Genomic DNA, 16,257 nt, shown 5'->3' on the forward strand with positions numbered 1-16,257 from the left:
TTTTTTCAAGGAGAAGAGTGCAGAAAATAAAACTTACAGAGTATAGTCACGGGGCAGGGTGTGGATGTAAAATATCTCCGATACTCCTTGATGAGATACTAAAAACAGATATTTTAAGTACTTTTTATCCCCAACTTCTTGTCGGAAATGAGCATAAAGATGATGCGGCAGCGTATGATTTGGGTAATGGGACATCAGTTTTATCAACAACAGACTTTTTTATGCCTATAGTAGATGACCCTTTTACATTCGGGCAAATTGCCGCAACAAACGCACTTAGTGATATATACGCTATGGGTGGAAATGCTCTTATGGCAATATCTATATTTGGATGGCCGATTGACAAGCTAAGTGCAGATGTTGCTCGTCAGGTTATTGACGGAGGGCGTGCAGTCTGTAAAGATGCAGGAATTCCTCTTGCAGGTGGACACTCTATAGACTCTCCTGAGCCGATTTTCGGGCTAGCAGTGACCGGAATAGTTGATAATAAACATCTTATGAAAAACTCTATGGCGCAGGAGAATTGTCTTATATTTTTAACAAAGCCTATCGGCATAGGCATACTCACAACCGCACAAAAACAGAAGAAAATAGAGCCTAAAGAGATTGAGCCTGCCATTGAAGCTATGGTAACTCTAAATAGAGCAGGGGCAACTTTTGCATCTCTAGAGTGTGTTGTTACTATGACGGATATAACCGGCTTTGGGTTATTGGGGCATTTGAGTGAAGTATGTGAGGCAAGTGGTGTGAGCGCTCACATATGGTTTGATAAAGTTCCTCTTTTACCAAATGTTGAAAAATATAGAGCACAAGGCTGCATACCGGGCGGCTCTCGTAAAAATTTTATGAGTTATGGAGATAAAATTGCAGCAATGACGCAGCAACAGCAAGAGATTCTCTGTGATGCTCAGACATCAGGCGGACTTCTAGTTTTTGTAAAAAAAGAGGGAGTAGATGAGTTTTATGCTTCTGCTATTAATGCAGGATTGAGCCTTGAGCCTATAGGCGAGACGATAAAAAAAGGTAAAAATCTGGTAGAGGTTTTTTAGGTGTCAGAGCTTTTTGATGATTTTAAATCAATAGTATTAAATGAGAGACCATTAATAGATGTTCGAGCACCCATCGAGTTTAAAAAAGGGGCATTTTTAAACTCTTTTAACCTTCCTATTATGAGTGATGAAGAGAGGCATCAAGTAGGTATTTGCTATAAAAACAGGGGTAATGCAAAGGCGATAGAACTCGGACATGAACTAGTAAGTGGAGATATAAAAGAGCAGAGGGTTAAGTCATGGTGTGATTTTATGGATGCAAACCCTGATGCGCTTTTATACTGTTTTAGAGGTGGGCAGCGCTCTAAAATAGCTCAAGAGTGGTTACATGAGCAAGGCAGAGAGATTTTAAGATTAAAGGGCGGTTATAAAGCCTTTAGAGGCTATCTGCTTGGCGAGCTTGAGAACACTTTAAAAGAGTTTAAGCCTATAATTTTAGGTGGAAGAACAGGCTCGGGAAAGACTATAGAGCTTAAAAAGATGAAAAACGCAGTAGATATTGAAGCTCTTGCAAATCATAGAGGTTCAGCTTTTGGGCAAAAGATTACACCGCAAGCTTCACAGATTGACTTTGAGAACAACTTTACATATAAGTTAATTCAAAAGGTAGAAGAGGGGTTTGGGACTCTTGTTTTTGAAGATGAGGGAAAACATGTCGGTACTCTGTTTATGCCCGATAGTTTTATCACAGCTACATCTGAGGCTCCTCTTGTCATACTTGAGAGACCTTTTGATGAGAGAGTAGAGATAACACTAAACGAGTATGTGGTAGAAGCGCAAAGAGCTTATGAGCGCAATACCCCTTATGATGCTTTTGCTAGTTGGCAGCAAAGCATAGAGAGCGCAATGCATAGAATAAAAAGAAGACTTGGAGATCAAAGATACCGTGAAGTCTCTACTCTTTTTAAAAATGCAGTAGAAGAACAAAAGAGAAACGGCTCTTTTGAACTATATAGGGATTGGACAACATATCTTTTGCAAGAGTACTATGACCCTATGTATGACTATCAGATACAAAAACGCTCAGATAGAGTGACTTTTAGAGGTACGGCAGCAAAAGTTAAAGAGTATATAGAAGAGTTTAGTTAGGAGTGCCAAACTCTCCGCTTGGCTCTTGGTAGAGTTTTAGATCAAACTCTTTTAGAGCAACAAGAAGGTGATCAAAAATATCTGACTGAACAGCCTCATACTCAGCCCACTTATTTTTGTTACTAAAAGCATACACTTCAAGCGGAACACCTTTTGAAGTCGGTTGGAGTTGTCTTACAATAAATGTAAAATTTTTACTATCTATGTTTGGATTACTCTCTAGGTATCTTTTTACATACTCCCTAAAGGTACCGATATTTGTTAGTTTTCTTCTATTTAAAGTTATCTCATCAGTGGTGTCGACAACCTTTTGCTTATCTTGGAGATAATCTTTAATAAGTTCTATTTCATTGAGTTTTTCTAAAAGCTCAGGGGTACAAAACTTTACGGAGTTTAAATCTATAAAGAGTGACCTTTTTATCCTTCTACCACCACTCTTCTCCATCCCTCGCCAGTTTTTAAAAGAGCTCTCCATAAATTTATGCGTAGGGATAGTTACAATAGTTTTATCCCAATTTTGAACCTTAACAGAGTGAAGTGCTATATCTACAACCTCACCATCAGCTCCAAAGTTTGGAGCCTCTATCCAGTCTCCGACTTTAAAAAGATCATTGGCAACAATCTGAATACTAGCAATGAGAGATAAAAGAGTATCTTTGAAGATAAACATTAAAACAGCTGTAAATGCACCCACACCACTAAGGACTCCTAGCGGAGATATGCCTACTAAAAGAGAAGCTGCAATTATAAAACCAACTATATATACAAAGAGTTTTGCAAGCTGTATATACCCTTTTATGGGCTTATCTTTTGAGATATCTAAAGAGTTATATATCTCTAAGACGGCAGATAGAAGTTTATCAATACTCTTGATTATAACAATAGCTATCCAGAAGGCAACTATTTGCGATATGGTAGTACTTATATCATCTGGGTAGAATCGAGAGAGATATAGAATGATTAGTGGTGGAATAATATATGCAAACTGCTCAAAAAAGCCTGATTCTATTATAAAATCATCCCATTGTGATTTTGTTCTGATAATTAGTTTATGAATTATTTTTACCAAATATCTTTTAGATAAATAGTAACCGACAATTGAAGCAAAAATAGTAAATAATACTAATGCTATAAATCCCAAATTACCTTGAAGGTAGCTACTGTTTAATATATTTTCCATAAATTTTCCAATCTCAAAAATAAAATAGTTTTTTATTCAAAAATAACGGCTCTGTTTCTTCCGCTATTTTTTGCACTATATAGTGCATTATCGGCTCTTTGAATCAATGTTTTTTCAGTGTCGCCCTCTTGAAGCTGGGAAATGCCTAAGCTTATTGTCTTCTCCCCCACAACTTCAAATTTATAGCCCTGTATTGCATCTCTTAACTTTTGAGCCAATATAAACGCCTCATCTCTATTTGTTTGCGGGCAGATAATTAAAAACTCTTCACCTCCCCATCTTCCAAATATATCTGACTTTCTTAAATTTTTAGAGATTATCTCTGTTGTTTTTCTAAGAACCATGTCGCCTCTCTGGTGCCCGTAGGTATCGTTTACTGATTTAAAATGGTCTATATCTATTAAAATAATAGATAGCTCTTGCGAGTGTCTTTTTGCAATCTCTATCTCTGTTTGTAAAAATTCATCAACTCTTCTTCTGTTATAAATGCCGGTTAGTTTATCAGTTGTTGCAAGCTTCTCAAGCTCTTTTTTTGCTGTTATATCTATACCTATAGAGACAAAAGAGTCAATAGTGCCGTTCTCGTTTATAGTCGGTATAATATGCTGTTCAAGCCAATAGGTAGTTCCATCTTTTTTTCTGTTTTCGATTTCGCCTATCCATGTCTTTTTACTTAAAATAGTATCCCATAAATTTTTTATGATTAACTTGTCTCTATCTGGATTTTTTATAATATTCATTTTTTTTCCGATTAACTCTTCTCTAGTATATCCGCTAGATCTTATGAAGGCGTTGCTAATCTTTAAGATTGTACCATCTGGTTTTGTTGTAGCGGTAATAATAAAACAGTCCATAATAGATGTAAACTCTTTAAGCTTACGGTGCGCTTCAAGTAGAGAGAGTTGTAGTCTTGTCGGTACTTTTGATGCAAAAAATGCCATGGTAAAACTTAATAGTACAGTTAGAAAGAAGACTGTTATCCCTGTGTTTATACTTTCATCTATAAGGTTTTCTTGATAGGTGTCGTTTGATTTGAGGATAAAGAGTGCTTCATCCTCATTTTGTAAAATATTATCAATGCTATATGTATATATACCATTTGCACTCAGCCCATCAGCAAAATCTTCCTCTAGCTTTCTATCTATGCCTTTATATTTGTTAAAAGAGTACTTTTTGTCAGGGTGCATAATAAAGTTATTATCTTTGTCTATTATAAAGTGCTCAAAACTTGTAGAGATACCGATTGCATCAAAGAGCTCTTTTGTTAGGAGATTAATGATTACAACTCCTAAAAACTCACCGTTTTGCAGTATCGGCATTGCAATTCTTATAGTCGGTCTGTATGGTATCTCAACCCTGTTGTTCTCTATATTTAGGTCAAGCTTTGAGTGCCATATGGTCTCGCTGCTCATCTTGGAGAGCTCTTGAAAATAAGTTCTTTGACTTTTATCTTGAAGCCTCTCTTTTTCTACTATAAATGGTTGGTTGTTTTTACTTAGTCTATCAACTCTTATGATCTCTTTTCCGCTTTTATCAAGAATCCGAGATTGCATTATTTTGTTCTCAACACCTGTAACAGCTAATAGTATATTTTCAACTTCTGCTTGCTTCTCTAGAGAGTTTGTTATAAGAAACTCTCTAATAGTGCTGTTGCTTGTAAAAGACTTTACTATGTCATCCATATTTTTAATTGTCGGTTTTAATACAGTCTCTATCTTAATATAAAATATCTCTTTTGCCTTTAAATCCATATGCTTTTGTATATTTTGCATCTGAAATATATAGCTTATAAATGCTCCAAATATTGATATCGTAATTCCAAACCCTATGAAATAGAGAATAAAATATTTTTTAAAATTTTGTTGAGTCAAAAAATTCCATCCATAACGTATTTAGTTAAGCTTATAATAGCAAGTTTTATCTAATGCACTGATTAATGCCCTAAAATCTAAGCGCAGCATTTTTTATATTTTTTACCGCTTTTGCATGGGCAGAGTCTGTTTCGCTCTATCTTAGAGTCAAAAAGTTCTCCCTCTTTGTAGAGCCACATCTCATTCTCAAAAACAAAACTGCTTCTCTCATGTTGAACCTTTATACCATCTTTATCTCTGTAATAGGCCTTAAACTCGACTATGCTCTCTTTTGCATACAAAACCTCAAGTCCAAGCCACTCTACGCTTTTTGAGTACTCTTTTATTAAGGCTATATCATCCTCAAAACGGTTCTCTTTAACTGTGCTTTTTACGATATATTCACCATCTCCCAGAACATAGGCACTATATCTGCTACGCATAAGCTCTTCTGGAGTAGAGGGTTTAAAGAGGCTTTTTAAAAATCTTTCACAACAGTTGGTAAACTTTTTATTACTATCACAATAACATAGCATATTACTTCTTCTTCATTAGGTTTAAAAGTATATAATATTTTATAAAACTTTAGAGGATTAAATATGCAAAAAACATTTAATGAGGCTATGGATTTCAGGCACGCTTGCAAACTTTTTGATGAAAATAGGAAAATATCTGATAAAGAGATAAGAGAGATACTTGAAGCTGGGCGTAAATCTCCATCATCTTTTGGCATGGAACCGTGGAAGTTTCTGGTTATTACAAATGAGGAGCTAAAGTCTAAAATCAGACCACACTGCTGGAATCAGCCTCAAATTACGTCATGTTCGCATCTTGTAGTGATACTTGCTGCTATAGAGAGCGTAAGACCTGAGAGCGGGGTTGTAGAGAAGAGATTCTCAAGAAGAGAGATGAGTAAAGAGCAGCTTGATTTTTATACGAATAAGTATAGCACGCACTTGAGCAAAACTCTAAGTAGTGATGAAAATATACTCTGCTGGACAGCTAGACAAACATATATAGCCGCGGCAAATATGATGACGTGTGCGGCAACGCTAGGTATTGACAGTTGCCCGATTGAGGGGTTTGATAAAGATGATGTAGAGAGAGTTCTAGAGCTTGATGTTAGTAAATATCAACTATCTCTAATACTCCCTTTTGGCTATAGAGTAAATGCGCAGTCATCGCAACTCAGATTGCCGTTTGAAGAGGTTGTAGAGTTTAAAGCGTAGAGAATTTTGCAATTATAGGGTTATGGTCGGAGATTTTTTTGCTATCTATTACTTCAGAGTAGGTAACATTTAACTCTCTGTAAAAGATATGATCTATGGAGTTTGTAAAAATTTTCTTAAGATGTTTCTCATCGCTAAACTCAACTTTTTTAAGAGATAAGTTCTCTGTAAACTCCTTTAGAAGATGACTCCTTTTTAGATTCCAAGTATTAAAATCACCTGCTACTATCATGGCCCCTCTATGGTTGCGGATAGAGACATAGAGATGGTCTAACTCATTTTTAAAGTCTCTGTTATGTACAAAATTAATAGCGTGTAGGTTTACGACAAGAAGTGTTTTGTCTTCTGATATTTTATGGTGTGTAATTAGGGAGACCTTATGTGTTGCGTATTTTAATTCGCGTTTTTTACTAAGTAAGCAGAGCTCATCTTCACATGAGGACTTAAAAGCACTCATAACCCCAAACATATGCTTTTTTGTTTGAATATTTGGGGAGAGTATATAAGAGTAGTCATGAATTCCAAGCTCACTAGAGAGACTTTTTTTAACCTCTTGAAGTAACAGTAGGTCGAAATCGTGGTTTTGTATCATGGAGTCTAAAAACTCTTTGTATGAGCTCTTTAGCGTAAGTTTAGCAACATTCCAGCAAAGCAGGCTGAACTCTCCCTTTAAGGGCTCTTCTTGGTGTTTTAAAGATTTTATAATGCTATTTGGGATAAACATAAAACTCCTCCTTTAGAGTTGTGGTGCAAGTATGCGTAGAAGATTTTCAAAGACTCTTCTTGGTTTTGAGACGCTTGTTGTTCCAAACGATGAGTTTAGGATAAGCTTCTGTGCCCACTCCTCTACCTCATTTATAACTTTTTGAGAATATATAAAAGTTGCTATTTCATAGTTTAGAAAAAGGCTTCTGTTGTCAAAATTAACACTTCCTAAAATTACGCTTTTATCGTCAATAATTATAGCCTTTGCATGAAGCATTGCGCCTTCATTTAAAAAAATCCTAATTCCGGCCTCCTCAAGTTCTCTCATGTAAGAGCTTCTAACAAGATTTACTATAGCATGGTTTGTCTCTCTTGGTGTGATGAGGTTTATCTCTACACCCTTATGATGAGCGATAATAAGCGCTTGAGTTAGAGCTTCGTTGGGGATATAGTATGGAGTGATAATGTAGATTTTCTCTTTTGCACCATATATTATAGATAGGAGAACTTCATAAAAAACATCTCTATCCATATCCGGACCGGAAGCAACAACCTGTAGATATATGTCGCCATCACTCTTTATATCCTCTTTTATATACTCTAACCTCTCCTTTGAAGCATATAACCAGTCTGAAGCAAATATCTCAAAATAGCGTTCGACTGAGGCTCCTTGGACGAAAAACATAATATCTTGCCATCTATTTTTGTCATCTTTTGTGCCTAAATACTCTTTTGATAGATTTCCTCCGCCGCTTAAAACTTTTTCATTGTCAAATATATAGATTTTTCTGTGATTTCTAAGGTTTATGTAGTTTCTAAAGGGCATTCTAAATACAGGCATAAAAAATTCAACATTAGCGCCGCTGTTTTTGAGCTCATTTAGTCTGTATTTAAGAAGATAAAGAGGAAAAGAGCCTAAAGAATCAATAAGAACTTTAACATCTAAGCCCTCTTGAGCTTTTTTTATAAGAGCATTTAAAATCTCCTTACCGACTTTATCATATTTAAAAATATAGATGCTTATAAAGATTGACTTTTTTGCGTTTTGAATATTTGATAAAAGTTTATAATAAGCTTGCGTTGCGTCAAAATAGAGTTTAAATTCACTATTTCCTGTAGCATCTGCAATGCCAAAGTTTCTAAGCATCTTGTCAATATCGTTTTGTATATTGTTATTCGTTGTTTTATCCTTTAAAACCATGTTCTCTTTTTTATATCTCATATTTCGCTTTCTTGAGCCTATTATGAAGTATAAAAATATCGAGAGATAAGGGATTAAAATAATAGATAAAAGCCAAGCTGTGATACTATTTGGTGAGCGTCTATTGTATAACATATGAACCAGCACAAAGACTATTAAAAGCGTACCAAGGAGAACTAAACCATGGTAGAAAAATATATCTGCACCGCTACTGTTTATAAACTCATTCATATAGATATTATATCATTATTGCAATAATATAAGTCTATATATTTTAAGATCAAATTTTTTTAGTATAATTACAAAAATTTTTCTAAAGGCTATATAGATGTCAACATATATTTTTGGACATAAAAATCCCGATTCAGACTCCATTGTCGGAGCAATATCCCTTGCGTACTTAAAAAATAAATTGGGTGAAAATTGTATCCCCACGCGCCAAGGCAAAATCTCAGCGGAGACGAAGTTTATATTAGAGAAGTTTAAAGCAGAGACTCCGGAACTAAAAACATCTTATGCGGGCGAGAGTGTTTACATAGTTGACTTCTCAGACCTTGCACAAGCTCCGGAAGATATAAAAGAGGCGACGATACTTGGCATAGTCGATCATCACAAGCTAGGAGATATTACAACAGATACTCCGCTTGAGTGCTGGATACGTCCAATAGGGTGCTCAAATACGGTAATTAAAGAGATGTATGATTATCATAAAGTAGAGATTCCAAAAGATATAGCCGGTATGATGATGTGTGCAATACTAAGTGATACCGTTATTTTTAAATCGCCGACATGTACAAAAATTGATACAAAAGCGGTAAAAGAGCTCTCAGAGATTTGCGGTATTAGTGACTATAAGGCGCTTGCTATGGAGATGTTTATAGCAAAATCTGCAGTTATTGGTGCAAGTGCTAGAGATTTAAATACAAGAGATTATAAAGAGTTTGATATGAACGGCATAAAAGTGGGAATAGGTCAACTTGAAATGGTTGATATCTCTGTGCTAAAGAGTAGAATAAATGAACTGCTCTTAGATATGAAACTTATGAAGCAGGAGAATAAACTTCACACCGTTATAATTCTTTTGACTGATATTATGAAAGAGGGATCTCAACTTTTAGTAGTTAGCGATGACGCAAGCAGAGTTGAAAAAGCACTTAATACAAAACTTCAAAACAGCCAAGCTTGGCTAGATGGAGTGTTGAGCCGTAAAAAGCAAGTTGTACCGTTTTTACAGCCGCAATTTTAATCTACTGAATTATAAACTCATTAAAATAGACCTCTTCAACCTCAGAGTTGATTAGGTTTTTATTTAGAGTCTCTTTTAATTTTCTTCTCATTGTGTCGTTATTTGCGCTTGCTTTTGTGTATCCAAGCATGGTGTCTATGGTAGCATCTCTTAGGATAACCCCTTTTTCTAGTATCTCTCTTTGCATCTCATTACTGCTACTAAACCAAGAGTTCTTTTTTTTAGTCGGTTTATATTTTATGGATATATTTGCAATAAGTTTTTTATTCTCCGAGATATTAAAAACAAAGTCGCCTAAATTTGCGCTGCCTTCTCCCGTAACAGAAACTTTCATACCGTTATTTATGCTTGAAGGCATCAGTTGACTCAAGATAGTCTCTCTTGGTGACTTTCCTGCAATATCATATTTTTTGAGTTTAGTAAAATCTGAACTCAATACTCCTAAGACTAGAAGAAGTATTATGATAATAGCGGAGATAAGCATAATAGCTTTTTTTATTATTTTTATTTTATCTATTTGCATGAGCACATTATACAGAAGAAAAAAGTAGATTTGCAACTTTATTGTAGATAAGAGGAGAGTAATGCAAAAAATGTTCCAACTCTTACATCTATTTCAGTTTTATTTCTCTACAATATAAAAAAAATATATAGACGGTGTTTTTATGAGAATAGACAAATTTTTAAATTCGGTAAATATTACAAAAAGACGCTCTGTATCACAAGACATGATAGAGAATGGTGTAGTATTGATAAACGATAAGGTGGCAAAAGCTAGTAAAACTGTTGCGATAGGAGATATTATAACGATAAACTATCTTAACTCTGTCAAAAAGTATAAAGTACTACTTATTCCTCAAACAAAGTCAACGCCAAAAAGTTTGCAAGATGAGTATGTTAAGGAGATAGTATGAGTTATGAGGAGGCAGTAAAACTATTTACTCTGCTTTTTAAGCATGAGATGAGTGATGAGCAGATGAGAGAGTTTCTCTTAGGGGTAAAGCTTGATGAAAATATGGATGCTAAAACAATTGCTGCTGCTGCAGAAGTTATGCGCTCTTTTGCTCTTGAGCTTCCGATAGATGAGAGTTTACGCTCAAAAGTAATAGATATTGTAGGAACAGGTGGAGATAAGATAGGGAGTTTTAATATCTCTTCAACAGTCTCAATTATAGCTGCCTCATGTGGAAGCATCGTGGCAAAACATGGAAGTCGCTCGGTAACTTCAAAGTCCGGAAGCGCAGATATGTTTGAGAAGCTTGGGGTAAGGCTTGACTTGGATATAAACCAGAGTGCCAAACTTCTTGAGGAGAGTGGTTTTACTTTTATGTTTGCCGGGAATCATCATCCTGCTATGAAGTTTATTATGCCCATAAGAAAAAAGATACCGGATAAGACAATTTTTAATATTTTAGGACCTCTTACAAATCCGGCAGGGGCAAAAAAGTCTCTTCTTGGTGTTTTTGACAAATCTTTTGTTGTAAAAATAGTTGAAGCTCTGCGTATAAACAGTGCAACTTCAAGTATGGTAGTAAGCTCGGCAGAAGGAATGGATGAGATAAGTATAAGTGATATTACTTATGCATGCAGTTTCAAAAACGGTGTAGTCAAAGAGTTCATAATCGACCCGCAGGAGTATGGCATAAAAAGAGCTCCCATAGAGGCAATAGTCGGTGGAGATTCAAAAGATAATGCATATATTTTGCATAATATCTTAAACTCAAAAGCAACAGATGCGCAAAGAGATATAGTATTGATAAATTCGGCTTCGGCTCTTGTTGTTGATGGCTTGGCTCGTGATATTCAAGATGGTTTGGAGATGGCAAGAGAAGCAATAGAGTCATCAAAAGCCAAAGAAAAACTCAAACAAATTATTGAAATATCAAATAAATTATGAGAAAATATCTACTTTCTTTAAAAGAACTTGATATAGTTGTTATGGGTCTTATTTCAAATTTCAGTAGCGGCGTAGTTATTTTACGTGGAGATTTGGCGGCTGGAAAAACGACTTTTGTAAAGAGAGTAGTTAAGTATCTGCAGATAGATGAGGAAGTAACGTCACCGACTTTTTCTCTTCAGCACTGCTATGGTAATAAGATTTTTCACTATGATATGTACAACCATGGAGTAGATCATTTTATCTCTTTGGGGATGCTAGAAGAGCTTGAGAGAGAAGGACTTCATTTTGTTGAGTGGGGCGATGATAAATTAGTTGAGATTTTAAACTCGGCGGAGATAAAAAATATGACACTAGATATAAAAAAAATTTCTGATGACAAAAGAGAGTACACACTATGCATACATTAAAAGTAGTAGAACTTAAGAAAAAAATAAAAGATTTAGAGATAGTAAAAGGGATCAGCCTTGAGGTTAAAAGTGGTGAAATTGTAGGGCTGCTAGGACCAAACGGAGCAGGCAAGACAACTACATTTTATATGATTTGCGGACTTGTTGAGTCAAGCGGCGGTGAGGTTTTTTTTGATGATGAGAATCTCTCTGGAATGCCCCTTCATGAAAGAGCACTTAAGGGAATAGGTTATCTTCCGCAAGAGGCTTCTATATTTAAAGATTTAAGTGTTGAAGATAATCTTTTAATTGCCGCAGAGGTAAAGATAAAAGATAAAGAGGCTCAAGAGAAGCGGATACTTGAGCTTCTTGATATGTTTAACATTGAACCGATTCGTTATCGAAAAGGTATAAGTTTAAGTGGAGGAGAGAGACGACGTGTCGAGATAGCTCGTGCCTTGGTAAATGAGCCTAAGTTTCTTCTTCTTGATGAGCCTTTTGCAGGTGTTGACCCCATAGCTGTTATGGATATACAGACGGTAATTAAGCAACTTGCATCTTATGGAATAGGGGTGCTTATTACGGACCATAACGTAAGAGAGACTTTAGATGTTTGCGATAGAGCTTATGTTATTAAATCAGGTTCGCTTCTTGCAAGTGGAACAAGTGATGAGATAGGTCAGAATGCAGATGTGCGAAGACACTACTTGGGCGAAGAGTTTAAGCTCTAGAGGCTTATAAAGATGGCGGTACTAAGACAGACACAGAGTGTTGAGAACAAGCATAAACTCTCTAATACACTTCGTAATTGGCTTCCGATTTTGCACTCAAGCTTAAGTGAACTAGGCGAGGCAATGTCGCCGTTTGTCGAGTCAAACCCTGTTGTAGAGGTTTCTAGCGGATATGAGGAGGAGTTTGAGAAGAGAATCCCAAAAAAAATAATAAACTCCTCTATAAGTAACTCTAGAACTGAGCAGATAGAGGCTTTGACTATTCAAAACCGCTCACTTTTTGATATTTTAGATGAGCAACTAGAAGCTCCTCTCTTCCCTACACCCATCTCCCAAAAAATTGCATCTTTTGTTGTTGCAAACCTTGATGAGAACGGCTATTATGAGGGTAATAGCGAAGAGTTTTGCCAAAAAAATAATATTGATATGACGGAATTTGAAAAAATTCGTTTTCGTTTTGCACATGTAGAGCCTGTTGGCATCGGGGCAAAGAATCTCTCGGAATCTTTTTTGTTTCAGTTAGACAGCTCTGATGTAAGCGATGAGGCTTACTCTTTGGCAGTAAAGGTTATAGAGGATTTACAAAATATTTATGCCTACTCAAAGGAGAAAAATTTTGCCGAAGTAATGCGCGTACTTGGAACTTTTAAAAATCCTCCTGCAATAGAGTATCAAGAGGAGTCCTCACAGATAGTCCCTGATTTAATGATATTTTTTAATGAAGATGAGCAGATAGAGGTAAAACTAAATGATGCCTACTATCCAACAATTCATATAGATACAAACTATGGAGTTGAGCACGACTTTATCTCTCAAAAGATCAAAGAGGCAAAAAGTCTTGTCGATGCGCTTGAGATGAGAAAAGCAACGCTCTATAAAGTTGGACTAATGATAGTTGAGTACCAGTATGAGTTTTTTACAGGAGGCGCAATTATGCCGCTTACTCTAAAGACTCTAGCCGATGAGTTTGGGCACAATCCATCTACCATATCTAGAGCCATTGCAAACAAGTATATAGCATGTAACAGAGGTGTTTTTGCTATGAAAGAGTTTTTTACTACTGCCATAGATGAAGATGTCTCAAACGCGGCAATAAAAGAGTTTGTGGTAAGTTTAGTAAAGCAGGAAAACCACGCAAAACCCCTAAGCGATATGAAACTACTAGAACTAATCCAAGATAAATTCAAAGTCCAGATGGTAAGACGCACTATTGCCAAGTACAGAAAACAGTTAAACATAGCAGGTTCAAGTGAAAGAAAAAAACTCTATCATCTCCATTAAAGAAAAGCTCGATTTAGAAGTCGCCAAGCGCAATTGCGAGGGCGAAGTATGTCTTGAGCGGCTTGACCCGATAATGGTTGCACACCGGTATAAAGACCCTACCATATCACTTATATGCGCGCTATTTGCATATGGAAATGTAAAGCAGATAGTAAAGTTTTTAAACTCACTCGATTTTTCGCTTCTTAGCAAAAGTGACGATGAGATAAGAGAGGGACTCAAAAACCACTACTATAGATTTCAAAAGTCCGAGGATGTAGTAGCTCTCTTTATCGCTTTAAAACGTCTAAATGAGAGAAGTACTCTTGAAGAGGTTTTTAAAAGTGGATATGAGAGAAGCAGAAATACAGTTGATGGCATAAACGCGCTTATAAAAACTTTTAAGGATATATATCCGCATGAGAGCATGGGTTATAACTTCTTAATCTCCCAAATTACTACAAAAACAAAGGGAGCAGGGGCACTAAAGAGGTGGATGATGTACCTCAGATGGATGGTAAGAGCGGATAATATTGACATGGGATTGTGGAGTGGAGTTGACAAATGCGACCTTATAATCCCGCTTGATACCCACACTTTTAATGTCTCTAAAAAAATGGAACTCTTAAGTAGAAAAAGCTATGACCTTCAAGCTGCAATTGAGCTAACAAGCAAGTTAAAAGAGTTTGATGCAGAAGATCCGCTAAAGTACGATTTTGCGCTCTACCGCATAGGGCAAGAAAAACTTTGGATATAATTACCAAATTTAATAGATATAAAGGACAAGATTATGGAATGTGAGTTTCCGACAATTAATTCAAATAGAAAAGAGATAAGAAAAATTTTTAATATAACTAAAACAATAGCTGTTATAGGTCTCTCTCCTGATGAGAGCAAAGCAAGCCATAGTGTTGCAAAATATCTTCAAAAGCAAGGTTTTAAGATTGTTCCAATCTACCCGAAAGAGGAGACAATTCTTGGTGAAAAAGTTTACCGTTCGCTTTTGGATGTTCCTTTTGAAATCGACATGGTAGATATATTTAGAAAAGCAAAAGAGCTTGATAATGTTGCAGAGATATGTATAGAGAGAGGGGATATAAAGGTTTTCTGGGCTCAAAAAGGGATAGTTAATAACAAAGCTGCCGCTCGTGCTAAAGATGCCGGTATGATTGTTGCACAAAATATGTGTACGATGGTAGAACATAGAAACTTGCATGAGGAGTTATAGTTGTTTGATGTAAAAAAGATTTATAAAGCTAGGGAGCGCATTAAAGATGTAGTAGTTGATACACCTTTTTCATACGCTCCACATCTTAGTGAAAAGTCAGGGTGTCATGTTTATCTAAAAAAAGAGAATCTTCAAGTAACCGGTGCATTTAAAATAAGAGGTGCATATAATAAAATAGCAACTCTTAGCGATGAGCAAAAGGTGTGTGGAGTTATAGCAGCAAGTGCCGGAAATCATGCTCAAGGAGTCGCACTCTCAGCTTCAAAATTTAGCATAAAAGCTGTTATAGTAATGCCGGAGTCCACACCACTTACAAAGATAAACGGTGTAAGGAGTTATGGAGCAGAGGTTATTTTGCATGGAACAAATTATGATGAAGCGTATGCTTATGCGATAGAGTATGCTCAGAGAAACTCCATGACATTTATACACCCTTTTGTTGATGAGGAAGTTATTGCAGGTCAAGGCACTTTAGCATTAGATATTTTGGATAAGTGTCAAGATTTGGATGCAGTTGTTATTCCTGTAGGGGGTGGTGGACTCATATCCGGAATGGCATGTGCCATCAAAAGTGCAAATCCTAAAATAGAGGTTATCGGGGTAAGTGCAAAAGGCGCGCCGGCACTTAAAAACTCATTTGATCATAAAAAAGCAATCGACAGTCTAGAAGTAAGGACTATTGCAGATGGAATAGCAGTAAGAGACACCTCCTTGGTAACTCTTGAGTACATGCTTGAGAGCGTAGATAGGTTTATAAGTGTAGATGATGAGGAGATAGCAAGTGCGATACTATTCTTGCTTGAGGGTCAAAAACTTGTAGTCGAAGGTGCCGGAGCTGTAGGTGTAGCAGCACTCCTGCATGATAAGCTCTCTCACCTAAAAAATAAAAAAGTGGCAATTGTCTTAAGTGGCGGAAATATGGACGTAACGCTTCTCTCGGTTATTATAGAGAAGGGTTTATTAAAATCCGGTAGAAAGATGAAGCTAACCGTCACTTTGGTTGATAAACCGGGTTCCTTAATGCGCTTTACCCAGATACTTCAAGAGCTTAATGCAAATATTGTCCATATAGCTTATGATAGAACCTCCATTACACTTGATTACGGCGATGCAAACGTAACGGTACATGTAGAGACAAAAAGTGAAGAGCATCAAGATACGATATATAGAGTCCTAAAAGAAGAAAATTATATAAGGAACTAG

Annotated in this window: 18 protein-coding genes; 12 read left to right on the top strand and 6 right to left on the bottom strand. The window is 36.1% G+C overall.

The genetic code is table 11. From position 1 onward, the window contains the following. The first annotated feature begins 17 nt into the window (after positions 1 to 17). Positions 18 to 1,049: a selenide, water dikinase SelD gene (selD, locus tag M0Q20_RS01365; RefSeq protein WP_295058021.1), complete on the top strand. Its 1,032-nt coding sequence runs from the start codon at positions 18 to 20 to the stop codon at positions 1,047 to 1,049. Then, a complete protein-coding gene (gene mnmH, locus M0Q20_RS01370) occupies positions 1,050 to 2,138 on the top strand; it encodes a tRNA 2-selenouridine(34) synthase MnmH (RefSeq protein ID WP_295058024.1) in 1,089 nt (362 codons plus the stop codon). Here the strand turns inward: mnmH and M0Q20_RS01375 are convergent. From M0Q20_RS01375 to M0Q20_RS01385, 3 genes are all read right to left on the bottom strand, one after another. Next, a complete protein-coding gene (locus M0Q20_RS01375) occupies positions 2,131 to 3,318 on the bottom strand; it encodes a mechanosensitive ion channel family protein (RefSeq protein ID WP_295058027.1) in 1,188 nt (395 codons plus the stop codon). The genes mnmH and M0Q20_RS01375 overlap by 8 nt on opposite strands. Positions 3,319 to 3,350: 32 nt before the next feature. After that, positions 3,351 to 5,189, bottom strand: coding sequence for a GGDEF domain-containing protein (locus M0Q20_RS01380; RefSeq protein ID WP_295058030.1), 1,839 nt, complete (start codon positions 5,187 to 5,189; stop codon positions 3,351 to 3,353). Between the two features lie 77 nt (positions 5,190 to 5,266). Continuing rightward, positions 5,267 to 5,704, bottom strand: a complete 438-nt coding sequence (locus tag M0Q20_RS01385) for a YchJ family metal-binding protein (protein ID WP_295058033.1) — start codon at positions 5,702 to 5,704, stop codon at positions 5,267 to 5,269. A gap of 63 nt (positions 5,705 to 5,767) precedes the next feature. Between M0Q20_RS01385 and M0Q20_RS01390 the strand changes: the two genes are divergently transcribed. Further along, positions 5,768 to 6,397: an NAD(P)H-dependent oxidoreductase gene (locus M0Q20_RS01390; RefSeq protein WP_295058036.1), complete on the top strand. Its 630-nt coding sequence runs from the start codon at positions 5,768 to 5,770 to the stop codon at positions 6,395 to 6,397. Here the strand turns inward: M0Q20_RS01390 and M0Q20_RS01395 are convergent. Both M0Q20_RS01395 and M0Q20_RS01400 read right to left on the bottom strand, forming a co-directional pair. Beyond that, on the bottom strand, positions 6,387 to 7,121 hold the full coding sequence (locus M0Q20_RS01395) for an endonuclease/exonuclease/phosphatase family protein (protein WP_295058039.1): 735 nt from the start codon (positions 7,119 to 7,121) through the stop codon (positions 6,387 to 6,389). The genes M0Q20_RS01390 and M0Q20_RS01395 overlap by 11 nt on opposite strands. 12 nt (positions 7,122 to 7,133) lie before the next feature. Beyond that, on the bottom strand, positions 7,134 to 8,534 hold the full coding sequence (locus M0Q20_RS01400) for a phospholipase D-like domain-containing protein (RefSeq protein WP_295058042.1): 1,401 nt from the start codon (positions 8,532 to 8,534) through the stop codon (positions 7,134 to 7,136). A 97-nt stretch (positions 8,535 to 8,631) separates the two neighbouring features. Here M0Q20_RS01400 and M0Q20_RS01405 point away from each other — a divergent pair, with 97 nt between their 5' ends. After that, on the top strand, positions 8,632 to 9,549 hold the full coding sequence (locus M0Q20_RS01405; RefSeq protein ID WP_295058045.1) for a manganese-dependent inorganic pyrophosphatase: 918 nt from the start codon (positions 8,632 to 8,634) through the stop codon (positions 9,547 to 9,549). A 1-nt stretch (position 9,550) separates the two neighbouring features. Here the strand turns inward: M0Q20_RS01405 and M0Q20_RS01410 are convergent, their stop codons facing one another. Continuing rightward, on the bottom strand, positions 9,551 to 10,072 hold the full coding sequence (locus tag M0Q20_RS01410; RefSeq protein WP_295058048.1) for a flagellar basal body-associated FliL family protein: 522 nt from the start codon (positions 10,070 to 10,072) through the stop codon (positions 9,551 to 9,553). Between the two features lie 142 nt (positions 10,073 to 10,214). Between M0Q20_RS01410 and M0Q20_RS01415 the strand changes: the two genes are divergently transcribed. Genes M0Q20_RS01415 through ilvA form a run of 8 tightly spaced genes read left to right on the top strand, consistent with a single transcriptional unit; the run spans position 10,215 to position 16,257 of the window. Further along, complete coding sequence (locus tag M0Q20_RS01415) at positions 10,215 to 10,463, top strand: RNA-binding S4 domain-containing protein (RefSeq protein ID WP_295058051.1); 249 nt, start codon at positions 10,215 to 10,217, stop codon at positions 10,461 to 10,463. Continuing rightward, positions 10,460 to 11,446, top strand: coding sequence for an anthranilate phosphoribosyltransferase (gene trpD, locus M0Q20_RS01420; protein ID WP_295058054.1), 987 nt, complete (start codon positions 10,460 to 10,462; stop codon positions 11,444 to 11,446). Before M0Q20_RS01415 ends, trpD begins: the two co-directional genes overlap by 4 nt. Further along, positions 11,443 to 11,856 (top strand): tRNA (adenosine(37)-N6)-threonylcarbamoyltransferase complex ATPase subunit type 1 TsaE, encoded by a 414-nt coding sequence (tsaE, locus tag M0Q20_RS01425; RefSeq protein WP_295058057.1) that lies wholly within the window; start codon positions 11,443 to 11,445, stop codon positions 11,854 to 11,856. The genes trpD and tsaE overlap by 4 nt, the downstream gene beginning before the upstream one ends. Continuing rightward, complete coding sequence (lptB, locus tag M0Q20_RS01430; RefSeq protein ID WP_295058060.1) at positions 11,844 to 12,566, top strand: LPS export ABC transporter ATP-binding protein; 723 nt, start codon at positions 11,844 to 11,846, stop codon at positions 12,564 to 12,566. The genes tsaE and lptB overlap by 13 nt, the downstream gene beginning before the upstream one ends. 12 nt (positions 12,567 to 12,578) lie before the next feature. Continuing rightward, entirely contained in the window at positions 12,579 to 13,847 is a 1,269-nt protein-coding gene (locus M0Q20_RS01435; protein WP_295058063.1) for an RNA polymerase factor sigma-54, read from the top strand. Next, positions 13,816 to 14,583, top strand: a complete 768-nt coding sequence (locus M0Q20_RS01440) for a TIGR02757 family protein (protein ID WP_295058065.1) — start codon at positions 13,816 to 13,818, stop codon at positions 14,581 to 14,583. Before M0Q20_RS01435 ends, M0Q20_RS01440 begins: the two co-directional genes overlap by 32 nt. 33 nt (positions 14,584 to 14,616) lie before the next feature. Beyond that, positions 14,617 to 15,054 (top strand): CoA-binding protein, encoded by a 438-nt coding sequence (locus M0Q20_RS01445; protein WP_295058068.1) that lies wholly within the window; start codon positions 14,617 to 14,619, stop codon positions 15,052 to 15,054. Beyond that, positions 15,055 to 16,257, top strand: coding sequence for a threonine ammonia-lyase (gene ilvA / locus M0Q20_RS01450; protein WP_295058071.1), 1,203 nt, complete (start codon positions 15,055 to 15,057; stop codon positions 16,255 to 16,257).

Origin of the sequence: Sulfurimonas sp. (genome assembly GCF_023229025.1) — a bacterium.
GTDB lineage: Bacteria > Campylobacterota > Campylobacteria > Campylobacterales > Sulfurimonadaceae > Sulfurimonas.